Below are 17,948 nucleotides of genomic sequence, written 5' to 3' on the forward strand. Positions count from 1 at the left end.
TGCTCGCTGGGCGCGGTGCCGGCCGGTCCTGGCACACGTGCGAGACCGGGCGGTTCCGTTGTGGGCAACCTAGCTGCTGACTCCCGGTCACCGGCCCGGTTCCCGGCAGGACCTCACCCGGATCGGTCAGGAGGCCGGCCGGCACGGTGGTCGATCTCGGCAGCCAGTGCCGTCAGCGCGCCGACCACCCGCGTCACCACCCGCCGCTCCGCCCGGTCCGGACGCAGCAGGGCCTCCACCCGGCGCCCGGCCGGCACCCCGGTCAGCCGCAGCAGGTGCACCCCCGGGGAGGCCGGCGTGGTGTGCCGGGGCAGCAGCGAGATCCCGTGCCCGGCCGCGACCATCGCCCTGGCGACGGCGAAGTCGTTGATCCGGTGGGCGATCCGCGGGGCGGCCCCGGACCGCGCCGCCACCGCGGCGAGCACCGGCGCGACGGGGAACCCGTCCCGCACGGTGATCCACGCCTCGCCGGCCAGCTCCTCGGGGCTGATCTCGACCCGGCCGGCGAGCGGGTGGTGCGGGCTCACCGCGACGTCCAGCGGTTCCCGGAACAGGGGCACGACGCGCACGCCGGCGGGCCAGTCCGCGGCGCCGTCCGGCCGGTGGGCGACCACCACGTCGAAGCGGTCGGTGAGGTCGGGGAAGTCGGCGAGCGCGACGTCCTCGTCGCTGCACTCCAGGGTCACGCCGCCCCACCCGGCCACCGCGCCGAGCAGCCGGGGGAAGACCAGCTGTGCCGCGCTCTGGAAGGCCGAGACGCGCACCGTGCCGACGGGTGAGTCCCGGTGCCCCTGGCAGGCGGCACGGGCCCGCTCGACGGCGACGGCGACGTCGACGGCGGCATCGGCCAGCGCCGCACCCGCCGGGGTGAGCCGCAGCCCGCGCCCCACCCGCTCGGTGAGCGCCACCCCCATCTCCGCGGCGAGCCCGGCCAGTTGCTGGGAGACCGCCGACGGCGTGAGGTGCAGCACGGCGGCCGCCGCGGTCACCCCGCCCTGGCTGCGGACGGCGCGCAGCGTCTCGAGGGTGCGCAGGTCCATGTAGCCAGTCTGCAAGGACGGTCAACATCTCTTCACTGGAGTTGGACGACGGCGGGCGGCACGCTCACCCCTGTGCCCCCTCGTGACCGCCTGCTCGCCTGCCTCGTCGCCGTGCTCTGGGGGCTGAACTTCACCGCCATCCACCTGTCGCTGGAGCAGTTCCCGCCCTTCGCCCTGGTGGCGCTGCGCTTCGCCGTCCTCGCCGTCCCGACGCTGTTGTTCGTGCCGCGCCCCGACGTCCCGCTCCGCTGGCTGATCGGCTACGGCACCGGGTTCGGCGTCCTGCAGTTCTTCTTCCTCTACCTGGCGATGGACACCGGCATGCCGACCGGGCTGGCCTCGCTGGTGCTGCAGTCCTCGGCACCGTTCACCGTGCTGCTGGCCGGGCTGCTGCTGCACGAGCGGCTCACCGCCCGCCAGCTCACCGGCATCGGCATCGCGGTCGCCGGCCTGGGCGGCATCGCCCTCTACCGGGCCGACCTCGGGGGCACCGCGCTGGCGCTGCCCGTGCTGCTCACCCTCTGCGGCGGGCTGGGCTGGGCGCTGGGCAACCTCTGCACCCGGCAGGCGCGGGCGTCCGAGCCGCTCAAGCTCACCCTCTGGATGAGCGTGGTGCCCCCGCTGCCGATGCTCGGGGTCGCCCTGGTCGCCGAGGGCCCGGACGCGATCGCCCGCTCCTTCACCACACTGGGCAGCCAGCAGGGGCTGCTGGCACTGGCGGGGCTGCTCTACACCGTCGTGGTGGCCACCCTGCTCGGGTCCGGCCTCTGGACGGCGCTGATGGCCCGGCACCCGTCGAGCACCGTCGCCCCGTTCTCGATGCTGGTGCCGGTGGTCGGCATCGGCACCTCGTGGCTGGTGCTGGGCGACAGCACGTCAGCCGTGGAGCTCGGCTGCGGCGCCCTCGTCGTCGCCGGGGTGCTGCTGGCGACGACGACCGGACGGACCCGCCGGGAGCCCCGTCAGGGCCAGATGGAGGCGACGATGATCGCCGAGACGGCCAGCGTCGCGCCGGCGGAGACCAGGCTGGCCGGGTGGAAGGCCACCTCGGTGAGGTGCTGGCCCAGCCGCCCGGGGGTGAGCAGGTCCAGCAGCAGGAAGGCCAGCGCCTGCAGCAGCACGCCGAGCAGCCCGAAGACGACGGTGTAGAGCAGCGCCCGGCCGAATCCGCTGGTCGCGTTCGTCCAGATGGTGGTGAACGCGATCGCGCCCTGGCCGAGGAAGCCGGCTGCCAGCGCGATGCCGGCGTTGACCGAGCGTTCCTCGTAGATGTGCTTGGCCAGGTGGCCGGGGGTGAGCAGGTCGAGAGCGAGGGCGCCCACCACGAGCAGCAGGATGCCGACGCCGGTGTAGGCGACGGCGTAGCCGATGCTGGCCAGCACAGAGGACCTCCGAGTTGGGGGACGGCGGAGCGCTGAGCCTAGGGCCCGCACCACACCGCCCGGTGGAACAGCGGTCGGCCCGGCGGCGCTGCACCCGGTGTGACGGACGCACTGACCCTGTTCGACGACGTCCTCCCGCCCGAGACCCCGGTGTCGAACCGGCTGCTGCAGGTGCGGACGGTCTACGCCGAACCCGCGGCCGCCGCCTCGCCGCGCGGCCGGCAGGTGCTGGCCCGGTTCCCCGACGCGGAGCTGGTCGAGGTGCCCTCGCACTGGCAGATCCCCGACCTGCACGGCAACGAGGGCAACGTCGAGCGCTGGGTGCGGGTGAAGACCGAGACGCTGGTGCTCGGGGTCAAGAAGTCGGTCACGGTGCGCCCCAACGGCCGGTCGGCGGACTTCATCGCGCCGTCGACCGCGAACGGCTGCGCGATGGCCTGCGCCTACTGCTACGTGCCGCGGCGCAAGGGTTACGCCAACCCGATCACGGTCTTCACCAACATCGACCAGATCACCCGGGCGGTGCGCCGCCACGTCGACCGGCAGGGCGTGAAGCCCGAGCCCAACGAGTGCGACCCGTTCGACTGGGTCTACGACCTGGGCGAGAACAGCGACTGCTCGGTCGACGCGATGGTCAGCGACAACATCGCCGACCTGGTCGCCACCTTCCGCACGCTGCCCACCGCCAAGGCCTCCTTCGCCACCAAGTTCGTCAACCGGCAGCTGCTGGACCTCGACCCGCAGGGCCGCACCCGGGTGCGCTTCTCCCTGATGCCCGATGCCGACGCGCACTCACTCGACGTCCGCACCAGCCGGATCGACGAGCGGATCGCGGCGATCGACGACTTCGTCGAGGCCGGCTACGAGGTGCACCTCAACTTCTCCCCCGTCGTCCTCCGCGACGGGTGGGAGGCGGACTGGACGACGCTGCTGCAGCAGCTGGACGACGAGCTGTCCGACGCCACCAAGGCGCAGGCGGCCACCGAGATCATCATGCTGACCCACAACGAGCAGCTGCACGAGGTCAACCTGGGCTGGCACCCGCAGGCCGAGGAGCTGCTGTGGCGCCCGGAGCTGCAGCAGCCCAAGGTCAGCCAGAACGGCATGCTCAACGTCCGCTACCGCAACGACGTCAAGCGCGCCGGCGTCGACCGGCTGCAGCAGCTCATCCGGCAGCACGCCCCGTGGCTGCGCGTCCGCTACGCGTTCTGATGCTGCTGTCCCTGCTGGACCGCGCACGCACCCGCGTGGGCGAACCGGACGCCGCCGCGCTGACCGGCACCGTCGAGCGGGCGGTCGCCGCCGAGCGGCTGGGCCTCCACCGGTTCTGGGTCGCCGAGCACCACGGCGTCCCGGGCATCGCCGGCGCGACCCCTGCGGTGCTGCTGGCCGTGATCGCGGGCCGGACGACGACCGTCCGGCTCGGCTCCGCGGGCGTGATGCTGCCGCACCACCAGCCGCTGGTCGTCGCCGAGCAGTTCGCCACGCTGAGCGCGTTCGCCCCCGGCCGGGTCGACCTCGGGCTGGGCCGCTCCCCCGGCTTCACCGCGCCGGTGCGGCAGGCGCTGCGCTCCACCGGCGAGCCGGACTTCGCCGGCGACCTGACCGAGCTCCGGGCCTTCCTCGCCGGCTCCGCGCCGATCACCGCGCACCCGCGCCCGGCCGCCGCCGTCCCGATGTACGTGCTGGCGACCGGCTCGGGGCTCACGGTCGCGGCCGAGCTGGGGCTGCCGGTGATCGTGGGCGGCCCGCTGCTGGGCGTGGCCGGGGACCCGGAGCCCGGCCTGGCCGCGCTGGCGGGGTACCGGCGCAGCTACCGGCCGAGCGAGGAGGCACCGGAGCCGCGGGTGGCGATCAGCCTCGACGTGCTGGTCGCCGACACCGCCGCCGAGGCCGCCGACCTGCTGCTGCCCGAGGCCTGGGCGATGGCCCAGGCCCGCACCACCGGCGCCTTCCCGCCCCTGGAACCGGTGGACGCGATCCGGGCCCGCACGTGGACCTCGCGCCAGCGGTCCCACGTCGAGCAGACCACCGCCGCGGCGATCGCGGGCAGCCCCACCCAGGTGGCGAGCCGGCTGACCGAGCTGTGCGAGCGGACCGGCGCCGCGGAGCTGGTCGCCTCCAGCAGCACCTCCGACCGCGCGGCGCTGGCCGCCTCCGACGCCGCCCTGGCCGGGCTCCTCGGGTCGCCGCGCGCCGCCTCCTGACCACCGGCGTCCGGACCCGTTCCGGACACGCACGCCAGGTGGTGTCGCCCGGCCCTGCGCTGTGCCACGGTGCTCCCGCCCAGCCCCGTCCCCCGACAGGAGGCACTCGTGCCGGCCGTGGAGATGCACGCGGTGTCCAAGAGCTACGCCCGGCGCGGCCGTCCGCCGCAGCGGGCCCTGGACTCCCTGGACCTGGTGGTCGAGTCCGGCGGCGTGCACGGGTTCCTCGGCCCGAACGGCTCGGGGAAGACGACCACCATCCGGGTGCTGCTGGGCCTGATCCGGCCCGACGCCGGGGACGTGCGGCTGCTGGACCGGCCGGTGCCCGACGGGCTCCCGCAGGTCATCGGCAGCGTGGGCGCCCTGGTCGAGACCCCGCTGTTCTTCCCCGGCTTCTCCGGCCGCCGCAACCTGCGGCTGCTCGCCGAGACGGCCGGGCTGCCCCGCACCCGGGTCGAGGAGGTGCTGGAGACCGTCGAGCTGCGCGACCGGGCCGACGACAGGTTCAAGGGGTACTCGCTGGGGATGAAGCAGCGGCTGGGCATCGCCGCGGCGCTGCTGAAGTCCCCGCGACTGCTGATCCTGGACGAGCCCAGCAACGGGCTGGACCCGGCCGGCATCCGGGACGTGCGCGAGCTCATCCGCCGGCTGGGCCACGACGGCTCGACGACGGTGCTGCTCAGCTCGCACCTGCTGGCCGAGATCGAGCAGGTCGCCGACCGGGTCTCGATCATGGCGCGTGGCCGCTGCATCGCCTCGGGACCGGTGCACGAGGTGCTCGCCGGCCGTTCCTCCGGCGACGTGCGGGTGCGGGTGCCCGACCGGGCTGCCGCGACCGCGGTGCTCACCGCCGCCGGTTTCAGCGTCACCCCGACCGAGGACGCACTGCTCGTCTCCGCCGTCCCGGCTCCGGGTGAGGTCACCCGGGTGCTCGCGCAGCACGGTCACTACCTGGAGGAGCTGACCCCGGTGGCGGCCGACCTGGAGAGCGCGTTCCTGGCGCTGACGGCGGAGCCGGCATGACCGCCGTCCGCACCGAGGCACCCCCGACCGCACCCGCCGGCCGGTTCGGCGGACTGCTGAGGGCCGAGGCGCACCGCTTCGGCGCCCGCCGGTTCATCCAGGTCCTGCTGCTCCTGGCGGTGCTCGGCTGGGCCGCGTTCACCGCCGTCGGCCTCACGCAGTTCGCCACCCCCACGCCGGAGCGGCTCGCCGCGGCCCAGCAGGAGCTGCAGGCGGAGGTGGAACGGTCGAACGAGTTCCGGGAGCAGTGCCTGGCCTCGGCCGACGTCCCGCCGGACGTCTCCCCCGAGGAGTTCTGCGGCCCACCGGTCACCGCCGCGGACCTCGACCTCGACTGGTACCTGGACCCGGCGCCGTTCTCGTTCTCCGCGGACGGCGTCGCCGGGGCGGTGGCGTTCAGCGCAGCCGGTGCGGTGCTCGCCTTCCTGATCGGCGCCACGTTCGTCGGCGCCGAGTGGTCGTCCCGGTCGATGGTGGCGCTGCTGTTCTGGGAGACCCGGCGGCCGCGGGTGCTCGGCGCGAAGATCGTGGTCGTCGCCGTCGCCTCCGCCGTCCTCGGGGTGGTCGCGCAGGGCGCGTGGCTGGCGATGGCCGGCCTGTGGCGGTCCTTCGCCGGCGACGGCGTCGCCCTCCCCGACGGCTTCTGGTCGGAGCTGCTGGCCACCGGGGGCCGCGGGGTGCTGCTCACCACGCTGACCGGGCTGCTCGGGTTCGGGCTCACGAACCTGGTCCGCAACACCGGCGCGACGCTCGGGATCGGGTTCGTCTACTTCGCGGTGCTCGAGACGGCGGTGCGGGCGGTGCGCCCGGCGTGGCAGCCCTGGCTGCTCACGAACAACGCCTCGGCCCTGGTGGTGCCCGACGGGCTGAGCCTGTTCACCGGCTCGGACCGGGTCACCGGGGAGTCCACCGTGTACGTCCTGGGGAACCTGCAGGCCGGCGTCTACATGACCGTGGTGACGGCCGTCGTCCTGCTCCTGGGCACCGTGCTCTTCGCCCGCCGGGACCTGCACTGAGCGCGCCTGCGCGCTCTCGGCGCCCCGTCCCCTCCTCCGCGGCCACTGGTCCCACCGTGCAGCCGGGGCCGAACCTCACCGGCGGCGGACGGGCAGGGCCGGCGGAGGTCCGCCTCGTGCGCTGAGCCGCCCCGGTGTCTGAAGACCCGATGACAGGCGTTTGGGGCCGGGGAGGGTCGCGGGTAGGCGGAGGGCATGGACACAGACCTCGAGTCCGCCACCCGCACCGAACTGCTCCGCCGCGCGCGTGAGCAGGACGTACCCGGACGTTCGTCGATGACCAAGGAGCAACTGGTCGACGCGCTGACGTCCGGCGACGGCGCCTCGTCCGACGGCGCCTCGTCCGACGGTGCCTCGTCCGACGGCGTCCGCGGCGACGGGTCGCGTCCGGTGCACTCCCGGGTCGACGCCTTCCGGCTGCTGGCCGAGGCGCGGGCCCGCGGCGAGATGGTGCTGATCCCCCGCATGCTCACCGGCAACGACCGCCGGGTGCACGTGCGGGAGACCGTCCGTGAGGACCACGAGACCCGCATCGCGACCGGCGACCTGGAGGCTCGCGAGAAGTTCGACAAGCTCGCCGGCTCGGTCTTCCACTTCTTCCGCGGCACCAACCTGCTCTTCTACCGCGACCTGGTCGGCGAGGACGCCCGGCTGCCCACGGTGCTCGCCCTCGGCGACGTCCACCCCGGCAACTTCGGCGTGATGCCGAGCTCGGACAACGTGCCGATCTTCGGCGTCAACGACTTCGACGACGCCTACTACGCGCCCTTCACCTGGGACCTCAAGCGCGGCGCCGTCGGCTTCATGCTCGGCGCAGCCGAGAAGTCCGGCCACGGCCCGAAGAAGCAGCGGGCCATCGCCCGCCGGTTCCTGCGCGGCTACGTGGCCGGGATCGCCTCCTACGCCGCTGACGGCCAGGAGCAGACCGAGCAGCTGCGGATGGACAACGCCCCGCCGCTGATCGCGGAGCTGATCGCCAGCACGCTGGAGACCAGCCGGGCCGAGTGGCTGGCGGACCTGCTGGAGGACACCCGCCGCGGTTTCCGCACCGACGAGGAGCTCGTGCCGGTCAGCAGCCGCCGCGAGGAGTTCCAGGGCATCGTCGACCGGTACCTGAAGGAGAACGAGGTCGCCGTGCCGGAGCGGGCCGGAAAGATGCGGGTGAAGGACGTCGCCGAGAAGCGCGGCAGCGGTACTGCGTCGCTCGGGCTCACCCGGTTCTACGTGCTCATCGCCGGCGTGCGGGACGACGGCACCGACGACCTGCTCCTGGAGTTCAAGCGCGCCCGCCGGTCGGCGCTGGCCGGGCTGGTGCCGCCCTCGGGGTACGAGGTCGACGCGCAGGGTGACCGGATCCGGCACGCGCAGCGGGTGCACCTGGTCGACGGCGACGTCTTCTACGGCAGCGTCGACATCGACGGCAAGAGCTTCATGGTGCGCGAGCGGGCCCCCTTCCGCGACGACATCAGCCTCGGCTCGCTGTCGACCGACGAGTGGAAGGAGTACGCGGAGATCTGCGGCCGGGTCCTCGCGCACACCCACGCGATGTCCGACGATGCCGGCAACGTCGACTACGACGTCGAGCCCGCGATCCTGGAGGCGATCGGCGGGCGGGACCTGTTCGTCGACGACATCCTGCGCTTCGCCGAGGAGGCCGCCGAGCGGGTCCGCCGGGACCACGAGCACTTCGTCGCTGACCACGCCCTGGGCGCCTTCCGCAGCGTGGACGTCGTCTACCGCTGACCCCGCAGCCGGCGGGGGCGGGGCTGCCGTCCCGTCCCCGCCGGAACTGTCAGACCTCGAACGTATGTTCGATGCGTGACGACGACGCTGCCTTCCGGCCCGCTGGGTGCGGTCGTCGACGTGTTCTTCACCGGCAGCCTGCACGGTGCCCGGAGGGCGTCGGCCGAGCCTGGGTCGCGTGACCGGCAGCTGGCTGCCTGGTTGCGGGCCGTGCAGCGGCGGCGGGCGATGGCCGCCGCTGAGGAGGCCGAGCTGATCCTGGAGCTGGCCGGCCACCGGCCCGCCGCCCTGGACCCCGACGGCCCCGGAGCCCGACGGCCCGGGTGGGCCAATGAGCCCGGCGGTGAGGAGATCAGTGAGTTCTTCCTCGCCGAACTCGCCACCGTCCTCAACCTCGGTCGGGGGACGGCGGCGGTCCGGTTGCGGCGGGCACTGACCTGGTCGAGGAAGCTGCCGGGCACCTTCGCCGCCCTGGCCACCGGGGAACTGGACGAACGCCGCGCCCAGGTACTGGCCGATGTTCTGGAGCACACCCACGCCCAGCTCGCCGGCCAGGTCGAGGCCGCGCTGCTGGACCAGGCGCGGGACCTGTCGGTGGCCCGGCTGGAGAAACGCGCCACCGAGGAACTGCTCCGCCTGGACGCCGCGGCCGCCGAGGAACGCCGGGCCGAAGCCGCGAAGTCCGCCGACGTACGCCTCTACCCCTCAGGGATCGACGGCCGGTCCACGTTGGCCGCGGACCTGCCCACCGACGAGGCCGCCGAGTGCCACGACCTGCTCGACCAACTCGCGCGGATGCTCAAAGCCGACGGCGACCCCCGCCCGATCGGGGCGCTGCGGGCGCACGTGCTCTCGGCGCTGATCCGCCGCCCCGCCGACACCGGCCTGCCCGCGGTGGCCGCCCACCTGACGATCACCGCCGACCTGGCCGCCCTCACCGGTGCCAGCAGCACACCGGGTGAGGTCAACGGGCTGCCGATCACCGCCGCCCACCTGCGCGAACTCCTCGCTCGGGTCGGCGCACTGGGCCTCACCACCCCCGAGGGCGGCACCCTGACCTACGCCCTCACCGGCCCGAACGGGCAGCTGCTGGCCACGCTCACCCCCGCCGAACTCGCCCGCCTGGCCCGCCGCGGCTGCCCCAGTCACCCGAACGATCGCGCCGGCGGCGCTGCCGACCGGCGCGCCAACGGAGAAGGGCGCAATGGAGGCGGCGGCGGAGACGGATGCGACGGGGACGGCGAGGCGGGCAGCCGGCCGTGCGACTGCGCGGTGCCCGGGCCGCCACCACCGACCGACGCCTACCGACCCACCGACCGCCAACGCGCCTTCGTCCTCACCCGCGACCAACGCCGCCGGTTCCCCAACTGCGGCCAACGCGTCGGCTGGACCGACCTCGACCACGTCACCGCCCACGCCTGCGGCGGAGCCACCGACTGCACCAACCTCTGCTGCCTGTGCCGCTCCCACCACCGACTCAAGACCTTCGCCCCCGGCTGGCAGTACCGGCTCGACAGGGACGGGACCCTGCACGTCACCACCCCCAGCGGCGTCACCCGGATCACCCGACCACCCAGCCAACGACCACCCGGCCAACGACCACCCGACTCCTCACCGCCGGAGAGCGCGGCCTCCCAGCCAGGACCCTCAGCGGGACCACCACCCTCCGACCCGACTGACGATCCGCCACCCTTCTGACCCCCGCAGCAGGCGTCGCCCCGGCCTGCCCCTGTGTCGACGACCTCCTGTCGAGTCGCCTCATGTCGACATGCCGCTCCGTCGACATGCCCGCTTGTCGACGAGCGCTGTCGTCGTCAAGCCCACCTGCCGACTTGTCCACCTGCGACCGACCTCTGCCAAGGCCTCCTGTCGTCCCTGCGGCTGCTCGCCTGCCGGCGACACGTCGAGAGGGGTTTGCACCGGCACCCCTCGGTGCGCGACGGTGAGGCCGTGCGCAGACGTGACTTCCTGGCTGCCAGCGGCGCGTTGTTCCTCGCTGGGTGCAGCCGGTCCGACAGCTCCTCGGAAGCTGCATCGAGCACGTCCGCGACGCCCACGAGGTCGGCAGCCGAGTCCTCCAGCGCAGCCCCCAGCCCCACCGAGGAACCCGCGCCCACCCCGGGGACACCGGCGGAGATCCTCGCCCGGTCGACGGTGCCGGTGCTCTGCTTCCACCAGATCCGCGAGTTCCGCCCCGACGACAGCGCCTACGCCCGCACGATCATCACGCCCCCGGCCGTGCTCACCGCCCAGCTCCAGGCCCTGCGCGACGGCGGGTACACCCCGGTCACCGCCCCGGCGCTCGTCGACCACCTGCAGTTCGGCACCGCCCTCCCCGACCGGCCGGTCCTGCTGACGTTCGACGACGGGTCGGTCACCCATGTCACGGCGGCCCTACCGGTGCTCCGCCAGTTCGGCTTCCCGGCGGCGTTCTTCCCGATGACCGTGGTGCTGGACAAGCCCGACTGGCTCAGCAGCGACCAGCTGCGGGAGCTCGAGGCGGCGGGCATGACGATCGGCGCGCACAGCTGGGACCACCAGCGGATGGACCAGCTGACCGGTGACCAGTGGACCGAGCAGCTCGACGCCCCGGCGGCCACCCTCGCCGGCATCTTGGGCCACCCGGTCGACCTGCTCGCCTACCCGCACGGCATGTGGAGCCAGGAGGCGCTGCCGCACGTCGCCGCCGCGGGCTACCGGGCCGCGTTCCAGCTCTCCGAGCCCACCGACCCGGCGCAGCCGCTGCTCACCATCCGGCGGATCATGCCGCCGCCGACCTGGGACGGGCCGACGCTCCTCGGCCACCTCGACAGCGACTTCTGACCCCGGACGGCCGTCCGGCCGGCATCGGCCGGAGTGCGCTCCCTCGTGCGTCGCCGCCCGTGACGCCACCTTCCGGCGACCCGAACAGCTCCAGGGGGACCAGCCCCGGCACGCGGCTGCGCCCGCAGGCGGCCGTCCCGGAGACCGCGGCCGGCGCCCGCTGACTACGGTGGGCGGCGTGGCCCGGGTCGTCGTCGTCGGCGCCGGGCTCGGGGGTCTCGCCGCCGCCGCCCGGCTGGCCGCGACCGGCCACGCGGTGACCGTGCTGGAGCAGGCGCCGCAGGTCGGCGGCAAGCTCGGCTGGTACGGCCGCGACGGCCACGGCTTCGACACCGGGCCCAGCCTGGTCACGCTGCCGCAGGTGCTCGAGGACCTCTTCGCCGCCACCGGCGCCCCGCTGTCGGAGGTCCTGCCGCTGCAGCGGCTGGACCCGGCGGTCGCCTACCGGTTCGCCGACGGGACCACGACGGCGATGCCCGGGCACCTCGAGGACGTCCCGGCCCGGCTGGACGCCGACCTCGGCCCCGGCAGCGGCGCCCAGTGGGCGGGGCTGCTCACCCGCGCCGAGGCGATGTGGCGGGCCACCGAGCAGCCGTTCCTGCGCACCCCGCTCGCCGGTGCGGCCACGCTGGCCCGGCTTGCCCGCGACACCGCCGACGTCCGCACGATCGCACCCGGCCGAACGCTGCGCGGCCTGGGCGCTGCCTACCTGACCGACCCGCGGCTGCGGATGCTGCTGGACCGGTACGCGACCTACTCCGGCTCCGACCCCCGGCGCGCCCCCGCCGCACTGCTCACCGTCCCCTACGCCGAGCAGGCCTTCGGCTCCTGGTACGTCCCCGGCGGGCTGCGCCGGCTGCCCGAGGCGGTGGCCGCGCGGGCGGTCGAGCGGGGAGCGGTCGTGCGCACCGACGCCGCGGTGACCGAGGTGCTGGTGACGGCGGGCCGGGCGGCCGGGGTGCGGCTGGCCGACGGCGAGGTGGTGCCGGCCGACGTCGTCGTGTGCAACGCCGACGCGGCCAGCCTCTACGGCCGGCTGCTCCCCCCGCAGGCACCGGTGCGGCGGGCCCGGACCGCGCTGCGCCGGGTGACACCGTCGTCCTCGGGCTTCGTGCTGCTGCTGGCCCTGCGCGGCCGCACGCCCGGGCTGGCCCACCACACCGTGCTGTTCCCCACCGACTACGACGCCGAGTTCGACGCGCTCTTCGGGGGCCGGGGCAGACGCGGCAGCCCGAAGCGCCCGGTGGCCGACCCGACCGTCTACGTCAGCGCCCCCGACGACCCGGCCACCCGACCGGACGAGGACAGCGAGTCGTGGTTCGTGCTGGTCAACGCGCCCCGTCACGAGCCGGGCGCCGGGGTCGACTGGACCGCGCCCGGGCTGGCCGACCGGTACGCCGACCAACTGCTCGCCACGATGGCCGCCCGCGGGCTCGACGTGCGGGACCGGCTGCGCTGGCGGGTGGTGCGCACCCCGGCCGACCTCGAGCGCGAGACCGCGAGCCCCGGCGGGTCGATCTACGGCACGTCCAGCAACGGCGCCCGCGCCGCCTTCCTGCGGCCGGCCAACGCCTCGCCGCTGCCCGGCCTGTTCCTCGTCGGGGGCTCGTCGCACCCCGGCGGCGGGCTGCCGCTGGTCACGCTCTCCGCGGAGATCGTCGCCGGTCTGGTGGGCCCGGCCTGAGGTCGGCGTCCGGCCCGGGGCGGTCCAGCAGCCGGAGCAGCCACCAGCCGTAGGCGACCAGGCCCACCACCAGCACGACCCGGACGCCGAAGGGCAGGTTGCCGGGGCTGGCCAGCTGGGTGAAGTCGGTGAGCGCGTGCAGCAGCACCAGCGGCCAGATCGTGCCCAGGTGCCAGCGCAGCGCCGCCAGGCAGAAGCCGTAGCAGCCCGCCGCGACCACGACGTAGAGCACGTCGCCCCACGGCCGGTCGAACCAGAACCCGGACAGCGCGTGGCCCAGGCCGAACAGCACCCCCACCCAGACCGCGGCGGCGGCCGGCCCGAGCCCGGCGAGCACCCGCTGCACCAGCCCCCGGCTCAGCACCTCCTCCGACAGCCCGATCGAGAGGGTCATCACCGCGAGGCTGCTCAGCGCGACCGAGGAGCCGGCCAACCCGGGCACCGCGAACACCGCCCCCTCGGCCACCAGCGGCACGGCCAGCCACCAGCGACGGTCCGGCCGCCGCCAGCACAGCCCGGTCTCCCGCCACCAGCCCAGCCACCCGATCAGCGCCACGGTCCCGGCCGCCAGGACCAGGTTCACCACGACCGCGCCCAGCGACGGCGACCAGGCCGGCGACATAGGGGGCAGCAGGTCCTCGACGGCGAACAGCGCGAGGTGCCAGAGCAGTGTCAGTGCAGCGGCGACCGTCAGCGGCCGCCGCCGGGCGAGGTCGAGCACGCGCAGGCGCACGGCCGGCAGCCTCCCGCGAGCGAGGGACCGCCGTCCAGGCACAGGCGTCCAGGCAGCGACGCCACGCAGGCGCGACGAGGCCCCGGTCCCCTCGTGCGGGGGGCCGGGGCTTCGTCGCGTCGTTCGTCAGGCGTCGCGGCGGCGGAGGACGACGTAGCCGGCGACCAGGACGGCGAGCGCCTCGGCGGCGAAGACCGCGAAGCCGGTCCACGGTGCGAGGACCGCGCCGCCGTTGAAGGGCATCACCTGGGCGACCGAGCCGCCGGCGTTGCCGGGCATCAGCTTGGCCACCCACTCCCCCCACGTGCCGGGCAGGGCGTAGGCCAGGTTCCCGACGATCAGCACCAGCGCGATGCCGACGGTCAGTGCCGCGCCGGTGTTCCGGATCAGGAAGCCGGCACCGAGGGCCAGCACGCCCAGCCCGGCGAGGTAGAGCCCGTTGCCGAACAGGGCACGGACCACACCGTCGTCGGACAGCGCCAGCCCGATGCCCTCCCGGTCGAGGAACCAGTTGCCGCCCAGGTAGCCGATGAAGGCGGTGACGACACCGGCGACGAACAGCACCGGAGCCAGCACCAGCGCCTTCGCTGCGACCACCCGGCCGCGGCGCGGGACCGCCGACAGCGTCGCCCGGATCATCCCGGTGCCGTACTCGCTGGTGACCATCAGCGTGCCCAGCGCGATCGCGGTGAGCTGGGAGAACAGGAGGCCCCAGGTGATGAACGACGCCGGGGACTCCCCCGTGTCACCGGCCGCGAGCTCCCCGGCCGCGGCCCAGCAGACCAGCGTGGTGAGTCCGGCGCCGAGCAGGAACAGCAGCCCCAGCGACCAGCGGGTGGAGCGCACGGTCCAGAACTTGACCCACTCCGCGTGCAGCACCTGGGCGAAGCCCGGCTGCCGGACGCCGGGGACGTGCCGGTTCGGGTCGAGCCGGACGACGTCGGCGGCGGAACCGGCGCCGGGTCGGGCGGACACGGTGCTCACGGTCGGCGAGGCGCTCATCGCGCTGCTCCTGCGGTCTCGGTGGGGTGGGTGGCGTACTCGACGCTGTCGGCGGTCAGGGTCATGAAGGCGTCCTCCAGCGAGGACTGGACGAGGGCGAGCTCGTGGATGTGGAGCCCGGCGCCACCGATCAGCTCACCGATCTCGGCGGCGTTCCGGCCGCGCACCCGCAGCTCGTCGCCCGCCGGGTCGACGTCCAGACCGTTGTTGCGCAGCAGCGCCTCGGCGTCGCGCAGCCGCGGGCTGCGGACCCGGACGTAGGAGGACGCGTGCTCGGTGATGAAGTCGGCCATCGAGCAGTCGGCCAGCATCCGGCCGCGGCCGACGACGACCAGGTGGTCGGCGGTGAGCGCCATCTCCGACATCAGGTGGCTGGAGACCAGCACCGTGCGCCCCTGGCCGGCGAGCTCCCGGGCGAGGTTGCGCACCCAGCGGATGCCCTCCGGGTCCAGCCCGTTGACCGGCTCGTCCAGGACGACGACCGGCGGCTCGCCGAGCAGCGCCACCGCGATGCCGAGCCGCTGGCCCATGCCGAGGGAGAAGCGACCCACCCGCTGGTCGGCGACCGCCTCGAGACCGACCAGGTCGAGCACCTCGTCGATCCGGGTGCGCGGGATGCCGTTGCTGGCGGCCAGCCAGCGCAGGTGGTCGCGGGCGCTGCGGCCGGGGTGCAGCGCCCGGGCCTCCAGCAGCGCACCGACCTCGCGCAGCGGCGCCGGGGAGGCGGCGTAGGAGCGGCCGTTCACGGTCACGCTGCCCGACGTGGGGCGGTCCAGGCCGAGGATCATCCGCATCGTCGTGGACTTGCCGGCCCCGTTCGGGCCGAGGAAGCCGGTGACCCGGCCGGGCTCGACGGTGAAGCTCAAGTTGTCGACGGCGGTCTTGGCGCCGTAGGTCTTGGTGAGTCCCCGGGCGACGATCACAGCGTCCCCCCGGGGTGGGCGGGAGAGGTGGTGTCCATGCCGACGAGCCTGTCGGCGCGGCGTCCTCGGCGACATCGGTGAGCGCCCTGAACCGACCCTGAGCCGCCCCGGAGCCAGACCCTGAGGCCCCCGCTCGGGGTCCGGCCCGACCGGCGGCGAGGGGTCAGCCGCCGACCAGTGCGCCGACGACCACCCAGCTGAGCAGGAACGCCCAGCCCCCGGTCAACCGCCGCCCACCGGGACGCGGCGCCGGCAGGCCGGGGAACGGACCGGACAGCAGCAGGAACGCCAGGCTGCCGATCGGGGGCCAGCTCAGCCAGAGCCAGGCCCAGCGCGTGGCCCGGGCCGGGGGTGGACCACCCACCAGCACGAGCACCACCGCCACGGCGTGCCCCAGCAAGACCGTCCCGGTCCAGCCCGGCAGCCACCAGCCGAGCACCTCCGCCGAGGTGGGCGGCTCCACCCACGGGACGACGCGCAGGTCGGGGTCCGCGGCCTGCAGCTGGTCGGCCAGGTCGCGGCGCAGCACCGGCCGGCTGTCCTGCGGGACCGCGACCCCGGGAGCGGCCTCCCACACCTCGGTGCGGTGGGTGACCGGACCGGACCGCCAGACCGCTATCTGCCAGGCGTAGCCGGTCGCGCCCGGCTCCAGCCCCTCGCTGACCCGCACCGTCTCCACCCGACCGGCGTCGACCGCCGCCCGCAGGTCCGCCAGGGACGCCGGACGCTGACCGACGAGGACGGCGACCACGACCATGCCCAGCCCGACCACGACCAGCACCACCCGCAGCGCCGTCCACGGGTCCCGCACGCGCGGCCGCGGCCGGGGCGGGGCCGGGGTGAGGGGTCCGGTGGCCGGCATGGCGGAACCGTAGAGGTGACCGGCCGTCAGCGGAACACGGCCGGCCGGTTCAGCTGCGTGCGGCGCCCAGTCCCAGCACCGCCGCCAGGCCCAGCGCGCTGCGCGGGGCGTACGGGGTGCGCCACAGCCCGCCGTGCGCCGCGGCGTGCGCCTCGTCCTGCCAGGGGTGCTGCTGGGCGGCGCCGCCGTCGGTGTGCAGGTCGTGCACGAGCAGCGCCGCCATCAGCACGTTCGACGTCGACGGCTCGAACACCTCCACCCCGAAGCGGTGCGCACCGGCGTAGGCGGCGGCCAGTGCCCGGTTCTTGACCACCGAGCGGGTGCGGGTGGGCGGGGCGACGTTCATCGACACGGTGCTGCCCGCCTCCCGGGCCACCGCGGCACGCCAGCGCTGCAGCCGCTTGGCCAGGGCGTAGTTCGGCCCCTGCTGCGGCACCAGGCTGTCGGCGATGCCCGGGTCGGCGCCCGGCACGTACGCCCGGCGCAGCAACCGGCCGGCCGAGAGCGTGCGCAGCGGCCGGCCGACCAGCTTCGCCGTCCGTGGCCGGGCGGCGTAGGCGGCGACGGAGAAGTCGACGGCCTCGCCGGGCACCGCGAAGACGTCGGTCGGGGTGGCGAGGAAGGCCAGCGCCAGGTCGGGGCGGGCGCCGGCCAGCCGCAGGGTGAGGGCGTCGACGGCGGTGGAGACCCGGACGTTGGTCGCGCCGTCGGCGTAGACGTAGTTGCCCAGCACCGGCGAGCCGGACAGGGCGGCGAGCCAGTCGGTGACCGCGGGCACCTCGGTGATCAGGTCGGCGCCGGCTGCGTCGTCCTCCCCGACCGGCAGCAGCAGCGTGCCGGCGCCGCGCCGGGCGGTGTCGCGCACCCGCTCCCACAGCGGCGGCCGGGGCAGGTCGACGGCGGCGACGCGGACGCCCCAGCGCAGCAGGGCGGTCAGCGGCCCCATCTCCGCGCCGGCCCCGAGCACCGCGACCGTGCGGTCGGGCAGCGCCAGCCACTCGGGGTGGTCGGCCACGGTGCGCACGGCGTCGGCGCAGCTGGGCTCGATGACCCCGGCGTCGACCCAGGCGACCAGCCGGCGGTGCAGCTCGTCGCCGCGCAGCCGGGCACCGCGGTAGGGCAGGGACAGCTCGCGCTCGGGCTCGGCGTCCCCGGTCAGCTCGACGGTGCGCAGCCGGCGCGCGGCCGGCGCGGTCTGCAGCGCGCCGAGGTCGGTCTCGCCGTCCGGGCCGGCCACCCGCATGCGGGCGTGCAGCGAGTCCAGTCCCGCACCGGCGATCTGCAGCGCCGCAGCGCGGGAGCTCAGCCCCGCCTCCACCGCGCGGCGCAGGTGGGGCAGGTAGCCGGCCCGCCAGTTGGTCTCCTGCTCGGCCGCCCGCGCACCGGTCGGGTCGACCGGCCGCAGCGCGTCGGCGACCACCGCCCGGCCGAGCGTGGCGGTGCTGCGCCGGCCGTCAGGCCCGGCCGGGAAGACGACTCCGCGCTGTTCGTCGGTCACGGGCCGATCCTG

15 protein-coding genes and 1 pseudogene are annotated in these 17,948 nt (G+C 75.0%); 9 read left to right on the forward strand and 7 right to left on the reverse strand.

The window, feature by feature from the left end:
• Positions 1-113 precede the first annotated feature (113 nt).
• A complete protein-coding gene (locus FB380_RS00875; protein WP_166753432.1) occupies positions 114-1,040 on the reverse strand; it encodes a LysR family transcriptional regulator in 927 nt (308 codons plus the stop codon).
• 72 nt (positions 1,041-1,112) lie between these two features.
• Here FB380_RS00875 and FB380_RS00880 point away from each other — a divergent pair.
• Positions 1,113-1,961 (forward strand): annotated as a pseudogene (locus FB380_RS00880) (EamA family transporter); the annotation flags it as partial.
• Between the two features lie 41 nt (positions 1,962-2,002).
• Here the strand turns inward: FB380_RS00880 and FB380_RS24020 are convergent.
• A complete protein-coding gene (locus tag FB380_RS24020) occupies positions 2,003-2,422 on the reverse strand; it encodes a DUF350 domain-containing protein (RefSeq protein WP_036337523.1) in 420 nt (139 codons plus the stop codon).
• A 99-nt stretch (positions 2,423-2,521) separates the two neighbouring features.
• On the opposite strand from FB380_RS24020, the gene FB380_RS00885 reads away from it, so the two are divergent.
• The 8 genes from FB380_RS00885 (at position 2,522) to FB380_RS00920 (ending at position 12,918) form a co-directional block, all read left to right on the forward strand.
• Positions 2,522-3,634, forward strand: coding sequence for a spore photoproduct lyase family protein (locus FB380_RS00885; RefSeq protein WP_166753434.1), 1,113 nt, complete (start codon positions 2,522-2,524; stop codon positions 3,632-3,634).
• Positions 3,634-4,629, forward strand: coding sequence for an MsnO8 family LLM class oxidoreductase (locus tag FB380_RS00890; RefSeq protein ID WP_166753435.1), 996 nt, complete (start codon positions 3,634-3,636; stop codon positions 4,627-4,629). Before FB380_RS00885 ends, FB380_RS00890 begins: the two co-directional genes overlap by 1 nt.
• Positions 4,630-4,737: 108 nt before the next feature.
• Positions 4,738-5,652 carry an ABC transporter ATP-binding protein gene (locus FB380_RS00895; protein ID WP_166753436.1) on the forward strand — a complete coding sequence of 305 codons (915 nt, stop codon included), beginning with the start codon at positions 4,738-4,740 and terminating at the stop codon, positions 5,650-5,652.
• Positions 5,649-6,668 carry an ABC transporter permease subunit gene (locus FB380_RS00900; protein WP_166753437.1) on the forward strand — a complete coding sequence of 340 codons (1,020 nt, stop codon included), beginning with the start codon at positions 5,649-5,651 and terminating at the stop codon, positions 6,666-6,668. The genes FB380_RS00895 and FB380_RS00900 overlap by 4 nt, the downstream gene beginning before the upstream one ends.
• A 195-nt stretch (positions 6,669-6,863) precedes the next feature.
• Complete coding sequence (locus tag FB380_RS00905; protein WP_166753438.1) at positions 6,864-8,411, forward strand: DUF2252 domain-containing protein; 1,548 nt, start codon at positions 6,864-6,866, stop codon at positions 8,409-8,411.
• A gap of 228 nt (positions 8,412-8,639) precedes the next feature.
• A complete protein-coding gene (locus FB380_RS00910; RefSeq protein ID WP_166755946.1) occupies positions 8,640-10,109 on the forward strand; it encodes an HNH endonuclease signature motif containing protein in 1,470 nt (489 codons plus the stop codon).
• Between the two features lie 252 nt (positions 10,110-10,361).
• Entirely contained in the window at positions 10,362-11,234 is an 873-nt protein-coding gene (locus FB380_RS00915; protein WP_166753439.1) for a polysaccharide deacetylase family protein, read from the forward strand.
• A gap of 178 nt (positions 11,235-11,412) precedes the next feature.
• Positions 11,413-12,918 carry a phytoene desaturase family protein gene (locus tag FB380_RS00920; protein WP_166753440.1) on the forward strand — a complete coding sequence of 502 codons (1,506 nt, stop codon included), beginning with the start codon at positions 11,413-11,415 and terminating at the stop codon, positions 12,916-12,918.
• On the opposite strand, the gene FB380_RS00925 is transcribed toward FB380_RS00920, so the two are convergent.
• The 5 genes from FB380_RS00925 to FB380_RS00945 all read right to left on the reverse strand — a co-directional run bounded on the left by FB380_RS00925 (position 12,872) and on the right by FB380_RS00945 (position 17,936).
• Complete coding sequence (locus FB380_RS00925; protein ID WP_166753441.1) at positions 12,872-13,651, reverse strand: CPBP family intramembrane glutamic endopeptidase; 780 nt, start codon at positions 13,649-13,651, stop codon at positions 12,872-12,874. The two genes, FB380_RS00920 and FB380_RS00925, sit on opposite strands and share 47 nt — an antisense overlap.
• 126 nt (positions 13,652-13,777) lie before the next feature.
• The gene (locus FB380_RS00930) at positions 13,778-14,653 is read right to left on the reverse strand and encodes an ABC-2 transporter permease (protein WP_166753442.1); all 876 of its coding nucleotides are present in this window, start codon (positions 14,651-14,653) and stop codon (positions 13,778-13,780) included.
• On the reverse strand, positions 14,650-15,576 hold the full coding sequence (locus tag FB380_RS00935; protein WP_166753443.1) for an ABC transporter ATP-binding protein: 927 nt from the start codon (positions 15,574-15,576) through the stop codon (positions 14,650-14,652). The genes FB380_RS00930 and FB380_RS00935 overlap by 4 nt, the downstream gene beginning before the upstream one ends.
• 163 nt (positions 15,577-15,739) lie before the next feature.
• Entirely contained in the window at positions 15,740-16,438 is a 699-nt protein-coding gene (locus tag FB380_RS00940; protein ID WP_166753444.1) for a hypothetical protein, read from the reverse strand.
• A gap of 49 nt (positions 16,439-16,487) precedes the next feature.
• Entirely contained in the window at positions 16,488-17,936 is a 1,449-nt protein-coding gene (locus FB380_RS00945; RefSeq protein ID WP_166753445.1) for a hypothetical protein, read from the reverse strand.
• Positions 17,937-17,948 lie beyond the last annotated feature (12 nt).

The organism is Modestobacter marinus, assembly GCF_011758655.1.
In the GTDB taxonomy this organism is placed as follows: Bacteria; Actinomycetota; Actinomycetes; order Mycobacteriales; family Geodermatophilaceae; genus Modestobacter; species Modestobacter marinus.